We start from the raw sequence: 20,097 nt of genomic DNA on the forward strand, positions 1-20,097 counted from the left end.
TCAATCCAGTAAAGAAAGGGTGACAGGCGTCAGGTGATTGTCTTCGACCCGCACTTGCAGTTCGCCTTCGCCAAGTCTGGCTTTCAGGCGCTGACCATTGTGGGTTTGCGCGGCGTTGCGGATCGCGTTGCCGCGTTCGTCCAGCAAAATGCTGTAGCCACGGCCGAGGGTCGCCAAAGGGCTGACCACATGCAGCGTCTGCATCTGGCTTTGCAGTTGCAGGCGACGTGATTTTAGCCCTTCGCGCATGGCACGGGGCAGGCGTTCGGCAAGACTGTCTAGGCGCTGACGGAGCATCGCCAGTTGCCGTCCCGGATGTTGCCCGGCGAGGCGGGTTTCCAGGCGGATCAACCGTTCGCGACGGGTATTGAGGCTGCGTTCGAAGGCGCGGCGCATGCGCATGTCCAGATCGTCCAGGCGCTGCGCTTGCTGGCGCAGACGTTCGCCGGGATGGCGCAAGCGGCGAGACATGCCTTCCAGGCGCAGACGGTCACGCATCAAGCGGTCGCGGATGCGCATCACCAGGCGTCGATGCAGGCTTTCGACCCGACGGACCAGGTCACTGGAGTCCGGCGCGAGTAGTTCGGCGGCGGCGGACGGCGTCGGGGCGCGGACGTCGGCCACGAAGTCGCTGATCGACACGTCGGTTTCATGGCCGACGGCGCTGACAATCGGCGTCACGCAGGCATCCACGGCGCGGGCCACGGCTTCTTCGTTGAAGCACCAGAGGTCTTCCAGCGAACCGCCGCCACGGGCCAGGATCAGCGCATCGAAACCACGGGCGTCCGCCAGTTTCAATGCGCGGACAATCTGCGCCGTGGCTTCGCGGCCCTGCACGGCAGTGGGGATCAACGTCAGTTGGATCTGCGGCGCACGGCGGCGGAATACGCTGATGATGTCGCGGATCACCGCGCCGGTGGGCGAGCTGATGATGCCGATGCGTTGTGGATGCGCTGGCAGCGGCACTTTGCGCTCGGCGCTGAACAGGCCTTCGGCGCTGAGTTTTTCCTTCAACGCATCGAAGGCCAGACGCAGCGCACCGTCACCGGCCGGCTCCACGGTATCGAGGATCAACTGATAGTCGCCACGGCCCTCGAACAGCGAAACCTTGCCGCGGACCTTGACCGCCAGGCCATCCTTCAATGCCTGACGCACTCGCGCCGCGTTCTGCCGGAACAGTGCGCAACGCACCTGGGCACCGCTGTCCTTGAGGGTGAAGTACACGTGGCCGGACGCCGGACGGGCGAGGTTGGATATTTCACCTTCGACCCAAATGTTGCTGAACACGTCTTCGAGCAACACCCGCGCGCGGCCGTTGAGCTGGCTGACAGTCAGGACTTCACGGTCCAGGCCGAGTCTTGCAAAGGGATCTTTAATCATGGGGCGCATGATAAAGGCATTCGGCGCTGAATCTCCATGCACCAACGAAAATCCCCTGTGGGAGCGAGCTTGCTCGCGATAGCGGTGTTTCAGTCGACGGTGATGTTGAATGTTAAATCGCTATCGCGAGCAAGCTCGCTCCCACAGGTTTAAAGTCAGCTCCGGGATTCAGGGAAGGCATGGAATGAATGTACTTGAGTTGTTGCACCAATGGCCATTCGGCGCTACGGACTGGCTGGTAATCGCGTTGGGCATTGCCCTGGCCTACATCGTGTTCGGCATCGCCGGCTTCGGCACCGCGTTGGTGGCGGGGCCGATTCTGATCCTGTTCATGCCGCTGTCGAAGATCGTGCCGCTGTTGGTACTGCTGGATTTCGTCGCGGCGTTCGGTAATTTGCTGCCTTCGCGACGGGATGTGGCGAAGCCGGAATTGCTGCGCCTGCTGCCGTGCATGGCTGTCGGATGCACGCTGGGGGTTATTTTCCTACTGAACCTGAAATCCGATGTGTTGTTGCTGTTGATGGGGCTGTTTATCAGCGCTTATGCGATTTATAGCCTGTGGGTCAAAACCCGTCCGACGCAATTGTCCGCTGCTTGGGCCGTGCCAATGGGCACGGTGGGCGGGATGTTCGGGGCATTGTTTGGCAGTGGCGGCTTTTTATATGCGATCTATTTGAACAGTCGCCTGCCCAAAGAGGCAGCCCGGGCGACTCAGAGTGCACTGATCAGTTGCAGCACCGTGGTGCGCTTGAGCCTGTTTGCTGTCGCGGGCGTGTACGCCGAGCTACCCTTGTTGGTATTGGCGCTGTGTTTATTGCCGGCCATGGCATTGGGGCTGTGGATCGGCCGGCGGTTGACCATGAGATTGTCCCGCGAGGCGTTTGTGCGGCTGGTGACCTGGTTGGTGCTGGCCAGCGGAATCGCCTTGATCGGACGCTATTTGAGTGCTTGACCTCTGAAGCTGGGTGCTTATGCTGCCGGGCTTCGTTAAAGCGTTGCAGCAGGCCGCACCATGAATTCGCAAAGCATTATTGTCCCGAAAATCTCCACACTGCCGGTGCACGAACCCCGGGCCCGGGCGGTCGTGCGTTGGCTGGTGCGCAAGAACATCATTAAAGAAGAACTGACCACTTGTGGCCGCACTGGCAACCGCATGGCTCATGCCATCGGCGACGGCGCCCGCGCTGTCGTGCTGCATCCTGAAGCGTTGCCGTTCGGCGAACCGATCAATGGCCTGGAGATCATCACCAAACGCTGCATCTATACGCCGGCCAAGGGTTTCCTTGAAGAGGCGGGCTGCGCCGAGTGCCGCAAGGAAGTCGGCGAAGCGCTGTTCGACAGCCTGGAAGACTGGATGCCGGGGCGCACCGATAACTTCACGTGTCCGGAGTGCGGGCATGAAGATGACATCAATGGCTTTCTTTTCCTGCAGGAATGCGGTTTTTCCAACCTGGGTTTTATCTTCAACAACTGGGCCGAGGCCGGGTTCAAGCAGAGCTTTATCGACGAATTTGCCGATTGGCTGGATCAGCCTGTCAGTTGGGTGAAAGTCGAGCTGTAGGAGACGAGAATCCCCGTATATCAGTAATGCTAATAATAGACAGAGTTTTACATTGAACCCGAGGGGGTGTCTGACTATAATGGCGCGCTTCCATTTTCCCGCTCGGGAGCCCCCGCGATGCTGCGTATCAGCCAAGAAGCTCTGACATTCGACGACATTCTCCTAGTGCCTGGTTATTCCGAGGTGCTTCCTAACGAAGTCAGTCTCAAGACCCGCCTAACCCGTGGCATCGAGCTGAATATTCCTCTGGTTTCTGCCGCCATGGACACCGTTACTGAAGCCCGTCTGGCAATTGCCATGGCTCAGGAAGGTGGCATCGGCATTATCCACAAGAACATGACCATCGAGCAGCAAGCTGCCGAAGTGCGCAAGGTCAAGCGTTATGAGGCCGGCGTGGTCAAGGACCCGATCACCATCGAGGCTGACGCCACGGTTCGTGAACTGTTCGAACTGACCCGCATGCACAACATCTCCGGCGTTCCGGTCCTGCACGATGGCGACCTGGTCGGCATCGTCACTTCCCGTGACGTACGTTTCGAAAACCGTCTGGACGCCACCGTCCGTCAAGTGATGACGCCTAAAGAGCGTCTGGTCACGGTCAAGGAAGGCGCCGACAAGAACGACGTCCGCGAGCTGTTGCACAAACACCGCATTGAACGCGTGCTGATCGTCGACGAAAAATTCGCCCTCAAAGGCATGATGACCGTCAACGACATCGAAAAAGCCAAGGCTTACCCGCTGGCCAGCAAGGACGACCAAGGTCGTCTGCGCGTTGGTGCTGCAGTCGGTACCGGTAAAGACACCGGTGATCGCGTAGCTGCCCTGGTCAATGCCGGCGTTGACGTGGTGGTGGTCGACACCGCTCACGGTCACTCCAAAGGCGTGATCGACCGCGTTCGCTGGGTCAAACAGAATTTCCCTGAAGTGCAGGTCATCGGCGGCAACATCGCCACCGGCGCTGCCGCCAAGGCTTTGGCCGAAGCAGGCGCCGATGCAGTCAAGGTCGGTATCGGCCCAGGCTCGATCTGCACCACCCGTATCGTCGCCGGTGTCGGCGTCCCGCAAATCAGCGCCATCGCCAACGTCGCCGCTGCCCTTGAAGGCACTGGCGTTCCGTTGATCGCCGACGGCGGCATCCGTTTCTCCGGTGACCTGTCCAAGGCCATCGTTGCCGGTGCTTCCTGCGTGATGATGGGCTCGATGTTCGCCGGTACTGAAGAAGCGCCGGGCGAGATCGAACTGTTCCAGGGTCGTTCGTACAAGGCTTACCGCGGCATGGGTTCGCTGGGCGCCATGTCCCAGGCTCAAGGCTCCTCCGACCGCTACTTCCAGGACTCCTCGGCAGGCGCCGAGAAACTGGTTCCGGAAGGTATCGAAGGGCGTGTTCCTTACAAGGGCACACTGAGCGCCATCATCCATCAACTGATGGGCGGCCTGCGTTCCTCGATGGGTTACACCGGCAGCGCCGACATCGAAGAAATGCGCACCAAGCCTGAGTTCGTGCGGATCACCGGTGCCGGCATGGCCGAATCCCACGTTCACGACGTGCAGATCACCAAAGAAGCGCCAAACTACCGCGTAGGTTGAGCCTTCCAGCAAAAAGTTAAGTAACCGGGGCTGTTTTCAGCCCCGAGTTGTTTCTGATTTTCTTCACCGAATTGCATAGACGAGACTGACCACATGGCCCTCGACATTCACGCTCACCGCATCCTGATCCTCGACTTCGGTTCCCAGTACACCCAACTGATTGCCCGCCGCGTGCGTGAAATTGGCGTGTACTGCGAACTGCATCCGTTCGACATGGACGACGAAGCGATTCGCGAATTCGCGCCGAAAGGGATCATCCTCGCCGGCGGCCCCGAGTCCGTACACGTCGCCGACAGCCCGCGCGCACCGCAAGCCGTCTGGGACCTGGGCGTACCGGTCTTCGGTATCTGCTACGGCATGCAGACCATGGCTGAACAGCTGGGTGGCAAGGTCGAAGGTTCCGAACTGCGTGAGTTCGGTTACGCCCGTGTTGACGTGGTCGGCAAGAGCCGCCTGCTCGACGGCATCGAAGACCACATCGACGCCGACGGCCTGTTCGGCCTCGACGTGTGGATGAGCCACGGTGACAAGGTCACCAAGATGCCTCAGGAATTCCACATCCTGGCCAGCACCCCAAGCTGCCCGATCGCCGGCATGTTCGACGATGCTCGTGGCTACTACGGCGTGCAGTTCCACCCGGAAGTGACCCACACCAAGCAGGGCGGTCGCATCCTCTCGCGTTTCATCCTTGATATCTGCGGCTGCGAAGCCTTGTGGACGCCTTCGAAGATTGCTGAAGACGCCATCGCCAACATTCGCGCCCAGGTCGGTACTGACAACGTACTGCTCGGCCTGTCCGGCGGTGTGGACTCCTCGGTCGTTGCTGCGCTGCTGCACAAAGCCATCGGCGATCAGCTGACTTGCGTCTTTGTCGACAACGGCCTGCTGCGTCTGCACGAAGGTGAGCAAGTGATGGCCATGTTCGCCGAGAACATGGGCGTCAAGGTGATCCGCGCCAACGCTGAAGATCAGTTCCTGAACAACCTGGCTGGCGAAAGCGACCCAGAGAAGAAGCGCAAGATCATCGGCCGTACCTTCATCGACGTCTTCGATGCCCAGTCCAACAAACTGGACAACATCAAGTACCTCGCCCAAGGCACCATCTACCCGGACGTGATCGAGTCGGCTGGCGCCAAAAGCGGCAAGGCTCACGTGATCAAGTCGCACCACAACGTGGGTGGCCTGCCGGAAGAAATGAACCTCAAGCTGGTTGAACCCCTGCGCGAGCTGTTCAAGGATGAAGTCCGTCGTCTGGGCCTGGAACTCGGCCTGCCGTACGACATGGTCTACCGTCACCCGTTCCCGGGCCCGGGCCTGGGCGTGCGGATCCTCGGTGAAGTGAAGAAGGAATACGCGGACCTGCTGCGTCGCGCCGACCACATCTTCATCGAAGAACTGCGCAAGGCCGATTGGTACCACAAGGTCAGCCAGGCATTCGTGGTGTTCCAGCCGGTGAAATCGGTTGGCGTTGTCGGCGATGGCCGTCGTTACGCCTGGGTGGTTGCCCTGCGTGCCGTGGAAACCATCGACTTCATGACCGCGCGTTGGGCACACCTGCCTTACGAACTGCTGGAAACTGTTTCCGGCCGGATCATCAACGAAATCGAAGGCATCTCCCGCGTTACTTACGACGTGTCGAGCAAGCCGCCAGCGACCATTGAGTGGGAATAATCCCGCGCTAGCCTTGATGGCTTGATCGCAGGTAACTGAAAAGGCCGTGTGAACACTGTTCACACGGCCTTTTTGCGTTTTAGACGCCTGGTAGTCGGACGGGGGTCATGCCCATTCTGTGCAGCGCTGAACTCAAGGCGTCGGGGTTTTGAAAGCGTCGACCATTGATCTGCCAGGAATCCCGTTCGACGTAGTACCCATCTGCATCATGCTTGATGGGCGTTCGAACGAGTTTGCCACGGGTGAGGATGCCGTTACTGGTGATGACTCTGTTGGTGAGGGTTCTGCTGCGGTGAACCAGAAAGGGTTCACCGGTACTGGTGCTGAGGGTGTACGTGCCCGGCATGGGTAGCCCATCCTCCAGCCTTTGCGCCAGGATCACGCTTTTCGGCGTCGGGATTTGCAGCAACAAGTCATTTTTGGCAAAACCGGCCGCTTGCCCCGGGCGCGGCTCGTCGGCCACCCCCGGGTCGACCTTGATACCGCCGAGCTCATCCGGGCCGACGCTTTCAATACGCAGCCCGATGCCGCCTTCAAGTTCGCTGACACCCGCCACGCCGGCATAGGTATTGGCGTGGCTGTTCCCGACCAGCGCCACCCAGCGATGCGCGCCTCTGGCCGTTTGGTCGGCGTCGATGACTTGGCGGGCGAAGAAATTCATCATTTTTTGCCGAAAATTGATGTTTGCCCTCTCAATGCCAGCGCTGCGGTAACTGGCCAGGCAGTCGATGGCCTGAACGCGGATATGGTTTTTTTGCGCCGTCCTGACCACCTGCTCAAAGGTGAATTGTTCGCTGGGGTCAGTCGAAAAACCTGCATCAAGGTCCTTGAGGTAGCTTTCCAGATCCTCGGACATCACTCCAGTGCGGTTGAACACATCCAGGTCAGTCTGATGGAAATCGGTCAGCAGATGCTCCATGTACAGGGTTTTGACCTTTTGTTTGCGCAGCACGCTCATGTTCTCGACCAGAAACTGTTTACTGCCCACGCTGTCGTGGCTTTCACCGATGACCAGGCTCTGTGACCGCTTGAAAAGGGTCTTGATGATGTCCTGGAGCTTCGCATTCGCAATGAACGATGGAATGGTCGGTCTGGGTCGCAGCGGCGGTTGCGAATAGAAGGTCACGGCGTCGTCGTGCAGTGTTCGGCGCAGTCTCTTGAAGGCTCCCAGCTCAAGGTCCGGATTGTTTGGATTGACAAAGCCGTCCTTCAAATCCCCCTTAGGGGCCATACCCTTGGCCGCCTGTTTGAGGGCTGGCTTGATGTCCTGCGGAACATCGTATGCCGTCGCCGGGGCATCGAAGTCCGGGAGTGGCGGCTCGGCCCTGGCAAACAGATCGGCAAACAGATCGGCAAACTTGCCCCCGCCCACCAGGCCGGGACGCGTGAGGGGCACCCATTCACCCATTTCATTCAGGCGTACCGGTATGTTGCGGTAAAAGGAGTAAGGATTGACCGGGTCAATGATTACCCAGGTTTTCAGTTCGTTGCTGTAGCGCACCAGGTAGAAACTGTCACCGACTGCGATGTAGTTACCTCCAGTCCGGGGTTGGTAAATGCCCTGGAATTTGCCTTCGTCACTGACCGGGAAGTCGCCGTCGAGGACCTCATTGGTTTCAAAAGGGGCGAGAATGTCGGCGTCGGCAGGCGTGGCCATGACGGTCTCGAAAGACGGAGTGGGTGGTGGGGGCAGTTCAGCTTCTGACTTCGGTTCCGGCCCGGTCGCAAGGGTCTCTTCTGTCTCCGTGATTTCTGCGAAATCGGAGGCCTCTGCAAGTTCTGCCGCCCCCCTCAGGAAAGGCAGGTTGAACAGCACATCCACGCTGCCAAGGATGGCGCCAGTCACTGCGGCCTTGCGTTCCGCCGGGGTGTGGCCGTTGATGGCCTGGTCGATGTGAAGCCCGACATTGGCGATGCCAGCGCCGATGACGACAAACGCTGCCGGCCATGCAAGGGCGGCCATGGGCCCGAAGGTGTGGTTGAAGGCATTGAGATAGCCTATCCACAGCTTTTTCCTGATCTCGCCGTTGGAGTGCAGCAGGTAATTGGCGTCGCTGAGCATGCGCTCATGAGTGGACCGGTTCAGATGGGTGAACGCATCACCGGCAATTTTCTCGCCACGGTAGTGGAGCAAATGATGGTCCGCGACTGCATATTCACCGGGCAATACGTCATAGGCATGGGTGAGGCCGATATTTTCGGTTTCCGTCTCCTCAAACGCATGAACGATCAAACCAATGCCGGTGAAGTTGGCGAGCTTGTGCCCCAGTGAAGTGGGTTTGTCCTGAATAATGTCGCGCTCTTGCTGCTTGAAGTGCATGAGCATGCGCTCACGGCCTTCGGCATCCTTGACTTCATTGGCCAGCCATTCGTGCAATTGCTCGACGCTGGTGAAGCAGTGAAAACCTCTGGGCTCACCCGGAACGTAGAGAATGTTCAGGTCACGGTCGTCGGTGATACTGAAAATGTCCGTCGACACGTACTGATCAATGCAAAACTTGCGGATTGATAAACCGCTGCCTGCTGGCGCCTCGTCCAGCAGCATTTGCCGGGTGAGTGGCCTGCTCACATTTGCGGTGGCCGCCCTGAGCACCAGGGTGAAGTGTTCGCGGGTCAGGTATCCCTTCTCGTAGTCTTCAATGGCTTTGGCGATGAACGTGCACTTGGCCAGCGCACGGAAGTTGTCGCTGTGCTTTTCCCAGAACGTCGCGATGGCCGTTTTGCAACGGTCAGCGAAATCGGTATCCCAGAAGGTTTTCAACACATCCCTGGCATGCAGGCGAATTTCGTTGGTTTCATCGTAGTTTCCGGCATTGCCGTCGGCACGGTAGAAACCGCTGTCAACGTCCAGCAGGTCCCCGTTGTCCTGGTCGTGGACACTGAAACGCTGCATGACCAGTTGCGGGAAGGTCATCGACTCCCTGGGTTTTTCGAATACATGCTGCCAGCCGGTAAAGGTCTTCGAACTGCTTTGAGCGGCATTAAACCGATGCCAGTAGACCTTGTCGGGTTCGATATCCGTGATGTTGTGCTGGATGAGAATGTCTTTGGCGACCTGGTACGCCATGGCGTACATGTCGGGGCAATCGGTTACCAGATCAGGGATCAGGGCCCGGAGGGCCTGCGCATCGGTAGCGTCGGGCAGGGTTATGTCTTGAGTGTCGTCCATGATGCTCGCCTTGAGAGGTTGCTGAGGGGGCGCTCACTATCTCAAGGGGCATCGATTCCATCTGTAAGCTACTGGGTATCTGGTGGTGGTCTGTTGTTGATAGAAGAAGTAGGACATGACGAAGGTCTGAGTCAGGCTCAGCGCCGTGCAACGTCAGAAAAGTAAAACTTGTCCAGGGTGTGCCGCGACTCGGTGTATTCGAACTGCCGTCCGTCCTGCAAAAACGTCTGGTTGCTGACCACGATCACATGGCTCTGGCCGTCGAGGTCCAGGTGTTGCTGGTCATCCTTGCTCCGCGGCACCGCTTCGATGGTGCGCTGGGCGTAGGCGATTTGCAGTTGCAAGGTCTGCTCGATGAAGGCGTAGATCGAGTGCTCGGCGATGTCTCGGGACAGGCCGGGAATCACGTCGCTGACGAAATGGTTGATGTCGAGGATCACGCGTTTGCCGTCGATCCGCCGCACTCGCTTGATCCGGGTAATGAGGCTGCCTTCTTCAGCCTGGATGTGTTCGAGCAGAGAACCTTCGAGGGGGATCTGGCTGAACTCGACCACGTCGGTGCTGACATCGTTGCCCAGGCTCGGGTAGGTCTCCTGGAAGCTGACGATGCCACCCAGCTGAAATTCGATCGGGTTGGTCGACAGCACGAACGTGCCTTTGCCGTGGACTTTCTGGGCGAAACCGCGCTCCTGCAGTTGCTCGATGGCCTTGCGCACGGTGCCGCGACTGGCCTGGTAGCTGTCCATCAGTTCGGTTTCGGAAGGCAACCGGGCGCCGCGTTCCAGACGTTCGGTCGTGATGCTGGCAAGCAGATCACTGTAGATCTGGTTGTATTTACTCATGGGGATGGCTCTGTGCCGCGCTGTGCTCAAGGTTTCGAACCTTAAGGGCAGGGTAGGGGTTTGTCCATGCGGCGTTAGGTTTCTTTGACTTTTGAGGTGGGAAATGTCGCCGCCGGTCGGGTTCAGGATAAACAAATTCAAACTCGTCTGTACGAGTTGTTGCTTTAACTCGTACAGACGAGTACTTTTCGCTTCGGCGTGCTGCCAATAACAAAAAACTACAGCGCAAGGACAATCATGAGCCACGACTATCCGAATATCGCCAGCGAGCTGCTGCAAAGCCTCGGTGGCAGCGACAACCTCGAGCAGGCCGCGCACTGCGTCACCCGCCTGCGCCTGGCCCTCAAGGACCCGAGCCTGGTCGACAGCGCCACGCTGAACCAGATTGATCTGGTCAAAGGCTCGTTCTTCACCGGCGGCCTGTTCCAGGTGGTTATCGGCCCTGGCGAGGTTGAAAAGGTCTACGCCGAACTGCGTCGTCAAACCGGTCTCGCCGCCTCGACCATCGCCGACGTCAAACAGAAAAGCGCTGACAAGATCAACGCCATGCAGCGTCTGGTGCGGGTGTTTTCCGACGTCTTCATGCCAATCCTCCCGGCGTTGATCATTGCCGGCCTGCTGATGGGCATTAACAACCTGATTGGCGCCAAGGGCATGTTCATCGAGGGCAAGACCCTGCTGGACGCCTATCCGAAGCTTGACGGGCTCTGGAGCCTGATCAACCTCATGGCCAACACCTCGTTTGTGTTCCTGCCGGCGCTGGTGGGCTGGTCGGCGGCCAAGCGGTTTGGCGGTAGCGAAATCCTCGGCATCGTGCTCGGCCTGATGCTGGTGCACCCCGATCTGCTCAATGCCTGGAACTATGGCAAAGCGGTGGCCGGGCTGGACGGGCAGAGCCTGCCGTACTTCGACATTCTTGGCTTGTTCCAGATCGAGAAGGTCGGCTATCAGGGGCAGATCTTGCCGATCCTGCTGGCGGCCTACGTGATGAGCGTCATCGAAAAATGGCTGCGGGCGCGGGTGCCGAACGCGATTCAATTGCTGGTCGTACCGATCACCACCATTGTCGTCACCGGCGTACTGGCGCTGGCAGTGATCGGCCCGGTGACCCGGCATCTGGGGATTCTTATCACCGAAGGCGTGGTCATGCTGTTTGACCTGGCGCCAATGGTCGGCGGGGCGATTTTCGGTTTGCTCTACGCGCCGCTGGTGATTACCGGCATGCACCACATGTTCCTCGCGGTCGACTTGCAGCTGATCTCCACCCAGGGCGGCACCTTCATCTGGCCGATGATCGTCATGTCCAACCTGGCCCAGGGCAGTGCGGCACTGGCGGTGTTCTACATGACCCGTAACGTGCGGGATAAAAGCATGGCCTCGACCTCGGCGATTTCCGCTTACTTCGGCATCACCGAACCGGCCATGTTCGGGGTCAACCTGCGCTACAAATTTCCGTTCTACGCAGCCCTGATCGGTTCGGCCCTGGGCTGCATTTTCCTGTCGCTGAACAAGGTCCAGGCCTCGGCAATCGGCGTCGGTGGCTTGCCCGGTTTTATCTCGATCATTCCACAGTTCATTCCGATGTTCGTGATCGGGATGGTCATTGCCATGGTCGTGCCGTTTGTTCTGACCTGCGGGTTGAGCATGAAGATTGTTCGGCCTGGGTATCGGGTTGCCTGACAGATCGCATTCGCGAGCAAGCTCGCTCCCACAGGTTGACCGCATTCCAAATGTGGGAGCGGGCTTGCTCGCGAAGGGGCCATTACGGTCACTGCATCAACTAATTGAAGGAATCCGCCATGCAAGACTGGCAACGTTCGGTGATCTACCAGATCTACCCGAAGAGTTTTCACAGCCACGCCGGCAACCCCACGGGTGATTTGCTTGGCGTTGTGGCCAAGCTCGATTACCTGCACTGGCTGGGTGTCGATTGCCTGTGGATCACGCCGTTCCTGCGTTCGCCCCAGCGCGACAACGGCTACGACATCAGTGATTACTACGCCATCGACCCGAGTTACGGGACCATGGCCGATTGCGAGTTGCTGATCGCCGAGGCCGGCAAGCGCGGGATCAAGCTGATGCTCGATATTGTGGTCAACCACACCTCCATCGAGCACACCTGGTTCCAGCAGGCCCGCAGCAGCCTCGACAGCCCGTACCGGGATTTCTACATCTGGCGCGACCAGCCGAACAACTGGGAATCCAAGTTCGGTGGCTCGGCCTGGGAGTACGAAGCCCAAACCGGTCAGTATTACCTGCACCTGTTCGACCACACTCAGGCCGACCTGAACTGGGACAACCCCAAGGTGCGCGCCGAAGTCTTCAAGATGATGCGTTTCTGGCGCGACAAGGGCGTAGGCGGGTTCCGTCTGGACGTGATCAATCTGATCTCCAAACCGGCGGACTTCCCTGAGGACAACACCGACGGTCGACGCTTCTACACCGATGGCCCGAACGTCCACGAATACTTGCAGCAAATGCACCGCGAAGTCTTCGAAGGTCATGACCTGATCAACGTCGGCGAGATGTCCTCCACCAGCCTCGAACACTGCATTCGTTACTCGCGGCCAGAGTCGAAAGAGCTGTCGATGACCTTCAACTTCCATCACCTGAAGGTCGATTATCCGAACCTGCAGAAGTGGGTCCGCGCCGACTTCGACTTTTTGGAACTCAAGCGCATCCTCTCCGACTGGCAAACCGGCATGCAGGCCGGCGGTGGCTGGAACGCGCTGTTCTGGTGTAACCATGACCAGCCACGGGTGGTCTCGCGTTTTGGGCATGACGGCGAATATCGAGAGATCTCGGCGAAGATGCTCGGCACGGCGCTGCATTTCCTCCAGGGCACGCCGTTCGTGTACCAGGGCGAGGAACTGGGCATGACCAATCCGGGCTTCGATCACATCGATCAGTACCGCGATGTCGAGACGCTGAACATCTTCCGGCTCAAGCGCGAGGCGGGTGCGAGCGACGCCGACAACATGGCGGCGATCATGCAGAAGTCCCGGGACAACGGCCGTACGCCGATGCACTGGAATGCCGAGCCTAACGCGGGCTTCAGCGCTGGTGAGCCGTGGATCGGGGTGCCGGCCAATGCCGCGCAGATCAACGTTGCCGCCCAACTTGATGACCCGGATTCGGTGCTTCATCACTACCGGCAACTGATCGCTCTGCGCCGCAGTGAAGCGTTGATGTCCGACGGCGTTTACCGGCAACTGTTGCCCGAGCACACGCAAATCTGGGCGTACGTGCGTGAGGGCAATGGCGAACGGTTACTGGTGTTGAACAACTTCTACGGCACAACTTGTGAAGTCGTATTGCCGAATGAAGTAATCGGCGAAGCGATGACGCAGCGGTTGGTGATCAGCAACTACCCGGACTGTCCGCCGCGCAATCGGCAGGTGTTTTTACGGCCCTTTGAGTCGTTCGTTCTGCACCTGAGCAACCACTAAAAAACACTGTTTTAAAACAACACGCAGAACGCTGCGCGGGAGAGTTTTGCGCGCCGATTTTGCCGCTGCACACAATAAAAATAATGGGGTAGCTCTTGAACATAACAATAAATCGCAGCCTTTTAATGGCGGGCGTGTGCCTGGCTTTACCTCTTTCGGCCCAGGCGCTGGAGTTCGCCGGTTACTTGCGCAGCGGCGTCGGGACCTCGGTCAACAGCGGTAAACAGCAGTGTTTCCAGCTACCGGGCGCGCAGACCAAATACCGCTTGGGCAACGAATGTGAGCAGTACGCGGAGCTGGAACTACGGCAGGATTTGTACACCCTGGATGACGGCTCGGTGCTGAGCGTCGATGGCATGGCGTCGCTGTATAACCAGTACGACAAGGACCTGACCTTCAACGGTGACAACGGTTCGGTGCGAATGCCGCAGATGTACGCGCAATGGTCGAACATGCCCAGCCTTAATGGCGGTTCACTGTGGGCTGGCCGGCGCTACTACAAACGGAACGATATCCACATTTCCGACTTCTACTATTGGAACCAGAGCGCCACCGGCGGCGGTATCGAGGACGTGCTGATCGGCGATCTGAAATACAGCTACGCCTTCTCGCGCAAGGACAACCTGTACCAGAAGGACTACATCAACCGTCACGACTTCAACGTCGCTGGTTTCAACACCAACCCCGGCGGTGAACTGGAGTTTGGCCTTAGCTACATCGACAAACCCGACAGTCGCGACGCACATCGCGGCTGGGCGATCACCACCCAGCATGTGCAGAAAGGTTTTCTGGGTGGCAAGAACAAACTGGCGTTCCAGTACGGCGAAGGGCCCGGCACCGGGTTGGGCTATACCGGTAACGTGAAGCTGGACGACAGCAGCAAAAGCTACCGGGTGGTGGAGTTCTTCGACTGGCAAGTGACGCCGCGATTTGGCGGGCAGATCGAGGCGGTCTATCAGAAAGACATTCGCCCGGACGGCGCTGACCAGAACTGGATTTCCCTGGGCGTTCGCCCGACTTATGCGCTCACCGAGCAGTTCAAACTGGTGACCGAATTGGGTCACGATCAGGTCGAAGCCACGGGCGGCACGCGCAAGCTGAGCAAGTTCACCTTCGCTCCGACCTGGTCGCCCAAAGGACCGGAATTCTGGGCTCGCCCTGAGGTGCGACTGTATTACACCTATGCGAGCTGGAACGAGGCGGCCAAACGGGCTGCCAATGAACTGGCGGCAGGTTCTGCATTGTCCGACACCGGCTCTTTCGGCACAGCGCGACACGGTTCGAACGTCGGATTGCAGGTCGAGTATTGGTGGAAATAAGCGATGCTGCCGGAGCCTCGCGCTCCATCGGCACTTCAAAGAACAAAACAGCAGGTGACGTCATGGCCACACCCCAACAATTGCAACTGCTGGCACCTTTGTCCGGCGTGCTGATGCCGCTGGACCAGGTGCCCGATCAGGTGTTTTCCAGTCGCGTGATCGGCGACGGTCTGTGCATCGATCCGACTTCGCAAACCTTGTGCGCGCCGCTGGCAGGGGTTGTCAGCGATGTGCAGGCCAGTGGGCATGCGGTCAGCATCACCGACGACAATGGCGTGCAGGTGTTGATGCACATCGGCCTCGACACGGTGAACCTGGCAGGAAAGGGGTTCACGCGGTTGGTGGAGGAGGGCCAGCGGGTTGACGTTGGGCAGTCGCTGATCGAATTCGATGCCGATTACATTGCCTTGAATGCTCGCAGCCTGCTGACCTTGATGCTGGTGGTCAGCGGTGAGCCGTTCACTTGGCTGACGCCGGAAACGGGTTTGGTAGAAAGTGGCCAACCGCTACTGAGCTTGAAGCCCATCGAGCAGGCAACGGATGAGCCAGTGTCGGAAGAGGGCGAAGCACTGTTTTCCAAACCGGTGACACTTGCCAACCCGAACGGCTTGCACGCCCGTCCGGCCGCGGTGTTCGCTCAAGCAGCGAAAGGTTTTTCGGCGAGCATTTACCTGCATAAACAGCAGGCGAGTGCGAACGCGAAATCCCTGGTGGCAATCATGGCGTTGCAGACGGCTCATGGTGACGTTGTGCAAGTCAGCGCGGCCGGCCCGGATGCTGAAGCGGCGATCAAGACGCTGGCCGAATTGCTGACCGACGGGTGTGGCGAGACGGTCGCCGTGATGGCAGAAGTCGAGACGGTTGAAGCGTCATCGCTGAACGTTTTGCGCGGAGTCTGTGCCTCGGCGGGTTCGGCGTTTGGTCAGGTTGTGCAGATCGCCGAGCAAACGCTTGAAGTGAGCGAGTTCGGCGTCGGTCCGCAGCGTGAGCGAGAGCATCTGTCTCGGGCTTTGGCCGCAGCGGCGCTGGCCTTGCAGCAACTGCGCGACAACGCCACCGGTGACGCCCAGGCAGAGATTTTCAAGGCGCACCAGGAACTGCTTGAAGACCCGAGTCTGCTGGATCAGACCGAGTCGCTGATCATCGAAGGCAAAAGTGCCGGGTTCGCCTGGCGCGCAGCAACCGAGTCGACGGCAACCCTGTTCAAAAGCCTGGGCAATGCCTTGCTGGCGGAGCGGGCGGCGGACCTGGCCGATGTCGGCCAGCGGGTGCTCAAGCTGATTCTCGGCGTACAGGATCAGGCGATGGAGCTGCCTGAGGGGGCGATCCTGATCGCCGAACAACTGACGCCGTCACAGACCGCCGGGCTCGATACCCGCAAGGTACTGGGTTTCGCCACGGTCGGTGGCGGCGCTACCAGCCACGTCGCGATCCTCGCGCGGGCGTCCGGTTTGCCGGCGATCTGCGGGTTGCCCGTTCAGGTGCTGGCGCTGGCCAACGGCACCCAAGTGTTGCTCGACGCCGACAAGGGCGAGCTGCATCTGGACCCGGATCTGGCGGCCATCGAGCAGCTGCAGGCCAATCGTCAACGCCAGCAGAAGCGCCATCAACATGAGCTGGCGCACGCTGCGCTGGCGGCTTGTACCCGCGATGGTCACCACTTTGAAGTGACGGCAAACGTCGCTTCTCTGACCGAAGCCGAGCAGGCCATGACGCTGGGCGGAGAAGGCGTCGGTCTGTTGCGTTCGGAGTTTCTTTATCTGGACCGCCACCATGCGCCGAGCCATGACGAACAGGCATCCACCTACAGCGCCATCGCCCGCGCCCTGGGGCCGGCGCGCAATCTGGTGGTGCGGACTCTGGATGTCGGCGGCGACAAACCGTTGGCCTACGTGCCGATGGACAGCGAAACCAACCCGTTCCTCGGCATGCGCGGGATTCGATTGTGCCTGGAGCGCCCGCAGCTGTTGCGCGATCAGTTCAAAGCGATCCTGAGCAGCGCCGGGCTGGCCCGTCTGCACATCATGTTGCCCATGGTCACGCAACTGTCGGAGTTGCGACGGGCCCGGCAGCTGCTTGAGGAAGAGGCGCTGGCATTGGGTCTTACCGAGCTGCCGAAACTGGGGATCATGATCGAAGTGCCGGCAGCGGCACTGATGGCCGATCTGTTTGCGCCTGAAGTGGACTTCTTCTCTATCGGCACCAACGACCTGACCCAATACACCCTGGCCATGGACCGCGATCACCCGCGCCTCGCCAGCCAGGCCGACAGCTTTCATCCGTCGGTGCTGCGTTTGATTGCCAGCACCGTGAAGGCCGCCCACGCCCATGGCAAATGGGTCGGTGTGTGTGGCGCCATGGCGTCCGAGACGCTGGCGGTGCCGCTGCTGCTGGGACTTGGGGTGGATGAACTGTCGGTGAGCGTGCCATTGATTCCGGCGATCAAAGCGGCGGTTCGCGAAGTGGATCTGCTGGACTGCCAGGCCATCGCCCAGCAAGTGCTGGGCCTGGAAAGCGCCGAGCAAGTGCGCGAGGCGTTGCGGCTGTATCACGAGGCGACGGTCGATACTTCACTGGTACTGGAGAACTGAGCATGTTCGAGAAAATGCAGCGGGCGTTCTGGAAAGCGTTAACCCCGGATCTGGTGGTGGATGAGCCGAAAGTGGTTGCTCAGCCTGTTTCTGGTCTGGCCCCGGAAATCGTCGCCGCTCTGGGCGGAATGGATAACCTCAAGTCGCAGCAGCCGGTGGCGCTGACCCGGGTTCGGGTGGCGTTGCGGGATGTGGGGCGGATGGATCGGCAGGCTTTGAATATGGCCGGTGTGCCGGGAGTCATGATGCTGGACGAAGGCGTGGTGCACCTGATCACCGGCCTCGCACACTGATCGTTCCCACGCTCTGCGTGGGAATGCCTCTAGGGACGCTCCGCGTCCCCAGCGGAAGTGACGCGGAGCGTCACGGGCTGCATTCCCACGCAGAGCGTGGGAACGATCGCGCAGCAGGAATCCTGCGCCACCCTTACTGTTTCTCAACCGCAGGTGTATCGTATTCGCCTTTTACAGGCCCTGCGCCTGTCGCTGATACGTGAGGTAGTTGAGTTCATGTCCTTTACCCGTCGCCAAATCCTCGGTGGCCTGGCCGGTCTTGTTGTCGTTGGTGTCGGAGCGGGGGGCGCGTCGCGGTACTGGTTGGGCAAAATGGCCGACGCCGACGCGGGCCACGACTATGAGCTGATCGCCGCACCACTGGACGTTGAACTGGTGGCCGGGCACAAGACCGAAGCCTGGGCGTTCGGCCCGTCGGCGCCGGGCACCGAGTTGCGGGTGCGTCAGGGCGAATGGCTGCGGGTACGTTTCATCAACCACCTGCCGGTGGCCACCACCATTCATTGGCACGGCATCCGCCTGCCGCTGGAAATGGACGGCGTACCCTACGTCTCGCAGCTTCCAGTGCTGTCGGGCGAATACTTTGACTACAAATTCCGCGTGCCCGACGCCGGCAGCTACTGGTATCACCCGCATGTGAACAGCAGCGAAGAACTCGGTCGCGGGCTGGTCGGCCCGTTGATCATCGAAGAGCGCGAGCCTACCGGCTTCAAGTACGAAAAGACTTTGAGCCTCAAGAGCTGGCACGTCGATGAAGAGGGCGCTTTTGTCGCGTTCAGCATTCCTCGCGAAGCGGCCCGTGGCGGCACGGCGGGGCGCCTGTCGACAATCAATGGCGTCTCGCAAGCGGTGATTGAGTTGCCCGCCGGGCAGATCACCCGCGTGCGCCTGCTCAACCTCGATAACACCCTGACCTACCGACTCAATATTCCTGGCGTCGAAGCGCAGATCTACGCGCTGGACGGCAACCCCATCGAACCGCGCCCGTTGGGCAAGGAATACTGGCTCGGCCCCGGCATGCGTATCTGCCTGGCGATCAAGGCACCGCCGGCCGGTGAAGAACTGTCCCTGCGCAATGGCCCGGTACGACTGGGCACGTTCCGCTCGGTGGCGAACACCGATGCCCCGACCGAGTGGCCACCCGCACTGCCCGCCAACCCGGTGGCCGAGCCGGACCTGGCCAATGCCGAGAAACTCAACTTCAATTTCGAATGGGTAGGCTCAGTGTCGGTGAACGTCGACAATGGCAAGCCGCCGAGCCTGTGGCAGATCAACGGCAAGGCCTGGGACATTACCGACAAGACTTGCGCCGACCGCCCGATTGCCAAGCTCGAGAAGGGCAAAAGCTACATTTTCGAATTAAAAAACATGACTCAGTATCAACACCCGATTCACCTGCACGGCATGAGCTTCAAGGTCATTGCCTCGAACCGGCACAAGGTCATTCCGTACTTCACCGACACTTACCTGTTGGGCAAGAACGAGCGCGCGCAAGTGGCGCTGGTGGCGGATAACCCGGGGATCTGGATGTTCCACTGCCATGTGATCGACCACATGGAAACCGGCCTGATGGCCGCCATCGAGGTGGCGTGATGCGTCAGATACGCCCGACAGCAATCATCGACCGCGGCCGTGATCGTGACTTCATGCGCGAAGCCCTGACCCTGGCCGCCCAAGGCGCGGCGCTCGGTGAAGTGCCGGTGGGCGCGGTGCTGGTGCAGGACGGTGAAATCATCGGTCGGGGTTTCAACTGCCCGATCAGCGGCAACGACCCGAGTGCTCACGCCGAGATGGTCGCGATCCGCGCGGCCGCGTTGGCAGCCAGCAACTATCGTCTGCCCGGCAGCACGCTGTACGTGACGCTTGAGCCGTGCAGCATGTGCGCCGGGCTGATCGTGCATTCACGGATTGCGCGGGTGGTGTATGGGGCGCTGGAGCCGAAGGCCGGGATTGTGCAGAGTCAGGGGCAGTTTTTTACCCAGGGATTTTTGAATCACCGGGTGCTGTATGAAGGCGGGGTATTGGCTGAGGAATGCGGGGCGGTGCTGAGCGAGTTCTTCAAGGCCCGAAGAGCCAAACCCACAGACTAAACACCGACCTAATGTGGGAGCGGGCTTGCTCGCGAAAGCGGTAGATCAGTCAACATTTCTGCTGAATGTTAAACCGCTTTCGCGAGCAAGTCGGATCGCCGCACCGCCGCTCCCACATTTGATCTCCATTGGCAGGGAGGTCGGG

Annotated in this window: 14 protein-coding genes; 11 read left to right on the forward strand and 3 right to left on the reverse strand. The window is 59.7% G+C overall.

Translation table 11 applies throughout. The features are described from left to right. Positions 1–1,380, reverse strand: a complete 1,380-nt coding sequence (gene xseA, locus ASC74_RS19215) for an exodeoxyribonuclease VII large subunit (protein ID WP_033061484.1) — start codon at positions 1,378–1,380, stop codon at positions 1–3. A gap of 184 nt (positions 1,381–1,564) precedes the next feature. Between xseA and ASC74_RS19220 the strand changes: the two genes are divergently transcribed. The 4 genes from ASC74_RS19220 (at position 1,565) to guaA (ending at position 6,199) form a co-directional block, all read left to right on the forward strand. After that, entirely contained in the window at positions 1,565–2,332 is a 768-nt protein-coding gene (locus ASC74_RS19220; protein ID WP_056743210.1) for a sulfite exporter TauE/SafE family protein, read from the forward strand. Positions 2,333–2,392: 60 nt separating this feature from the next. Beyond that, the gene (locus ASC74_RS19225; protein ID WP_056743212.1) at positions 2,393–2,941 is read left to right on the forward strand and encodes a hypothetical protein; all 549 of its coding nucleotides are present in this window, start codon (positions 2,393–2,395) and stop codon (positions 2,939–2,941) included. A 117-nt stretch (positions 2,942–3,058) separates the two neighbouring features. Next, complete coding sequence (gene guaB / locus ASC74_RS19230) at positions 3,059–4,528, forward strand: IMP dehydrogenase (protein WP_056743214.1); 1,470 nt, start codon at positions 3,059–3,061, stop codon at positions 4,526–4,528. A 93-nt stretch (positions 4,529–4,621) separates the two neighbouring features. Beyond that, positions 4,622–6,199: a glutamine-hydrolyzing GMP synthase gene (gene guaA / locus ASC74_RS19235; RefSeq protein WP_046046047.1), complete on the forward strand. Its 1,578-nt coding sequence runs from the start codon at positions 4,622–4,624 to the stop codon at positions 6,197–6,199. A 79-nt stretch (positions 6,200–6,278) separates the two neighbouring features. On the opposite strand, the gene ASC74_RS19240 is transcribed toward guaA, so the two are convergent. Both ASC74_RS19240 and treR read right to left on the reverse strand, forming a co-directional pair. After that, complete coding sequence (locus tag ASC74_RS19240) at positions 6,279–9,368, reverse strand: membrane-targeted effector domain-containing toxin (protein ID WP_056743216.1); 3,090 nt, start codon at positions 9,366–9,368, stop codon at positions 6,279–6,281. Between the two features lie 137 nt (positions 9,369–9,505). After that, positions 9,506–10,210 carry a trehalose operon repressor gene (gene treR, locus ASC74_RS19245; RefSeq protein ID WP_056743218.1) on the reverse strand — a complete coding sequence of 235 codons (705 nt, stop codon included), beginning with the start codon at positions 10,208–10,210 and terminating at the stop codon, positions 9,506–9,508. A gap of 237 nt (positions 10,211–10,447) precedes the next feature. On the opposite strand from treR, the gene treP reads away from it, so the two are divergent. The 7 genes from treP (at position 10,448) to tadA (ending at position 19,952) form a co-directional block, all read left to right on the forward strand. Continuing rightward, positions 10,448–11,890: a PTS system trehalose-specific EIIBC component gene (gene treP / locus ASC74_RS19250; RefSeq protein WP_056743220.1), complete on the forward strand. Its 1,443-nt coding sequence runs from the start codon at positions 10,448–10,450 to the stop codon at positions 11,888–11,890. Positions 11,891–12,009: 119 nt separating this feature from the next. Continuing rightward, positions 12,010–13,659 carry an alpha,alpha-phosphotrehalase gene (gene treC, locus ASC74_RS19255; protein WP_056743222.1) on the forward strand — a complete coding sequence of 550 codons (1,650 nt, stop codon included), beginning with the start codon at positions 12,010–12,012 and terminating at the stop codon, positions 13,657–13,659. A 95-nt stretch (positions 13,660–13,754) separates the two neighbouring features. Continuing rightward, the gene (locus ASC74_RS19260; RefSeq protein ID WP_156400832.1) at positions 13,755–14,978 is read left to right on the forward strand and encodes a maltoporin; all 1,224 of its coding nucleotides are present in this window, start codon (positions 13,755–13,757) and stop codon (positions 14,976–14,978) included. A gap of 62 nt (positions 14,979–15,040) precedes the next feature. Next, positions 15,041–17,569 (forward strand): phosphoenolpyruvate--protein phosphotransferase, encoded by a 2,529-nt coding sequence (ptsP, locus tag ASC74_RS19265; RefSeq protein WP_056743226.1) that lies wholly within the window; start codon positions 15,041–15,043, stop codon positions 17,567–17,569. 2 nt (positions 17,570–17,571) lie between these two features. Then, positions 17,572–17,862: a PTS transporter subunit EIIB gene (locus ASC74_RS19270; RefSeq protein ID WP_056743227.1), complete on the forward strand. Its 291-nt coding sequence runs from the start codon at positions 17,572–17,574 to the stop codon at positions 17,860–17,862. A gap of 216 nt (positions 17,863–18,078) precedes the next feature. After that, the gene (locus ASC74_RS19275) at positions 18,079–19,455 is read left to right on the forward strand and encodes a multicopper oxidase family protein (protein ID WP_156400833.1); all 1,377 of its coding nucleotides are present in this window, start codon (positions 18,079–18,081) and stop codon (positions 19,453–19,455) included. Next, positions 19,455–19,952, forward strand: coding sequence for a tRNA adenosine(34) deaminase TadA (gene tadA, locus ASC74_RS19280; RefSeq protein ID WP_056743229.1), 498 nt, complete (start codon positions 19,455–19,457; stop codon positions 19,950–19,952). The genes ASC74_RS19275 and tadA overlap by 1 nt, the downstream gene beginning before the upstream one ends. The last annotated feature ends 145 nt before the right edge of the window (positions 19,953–20,097 follow it).

It is taken from the genome of Pseudomonas sp. Root329 (genome assembly GCF_001424925.1).
Lineage (GTDB): Bacteria > Pseudomonadota > Gammaproteobacteria > Pseudomonadales > Pseudomonadaceae > Aquipseudomonas > Aquipseudomonas arabinosi.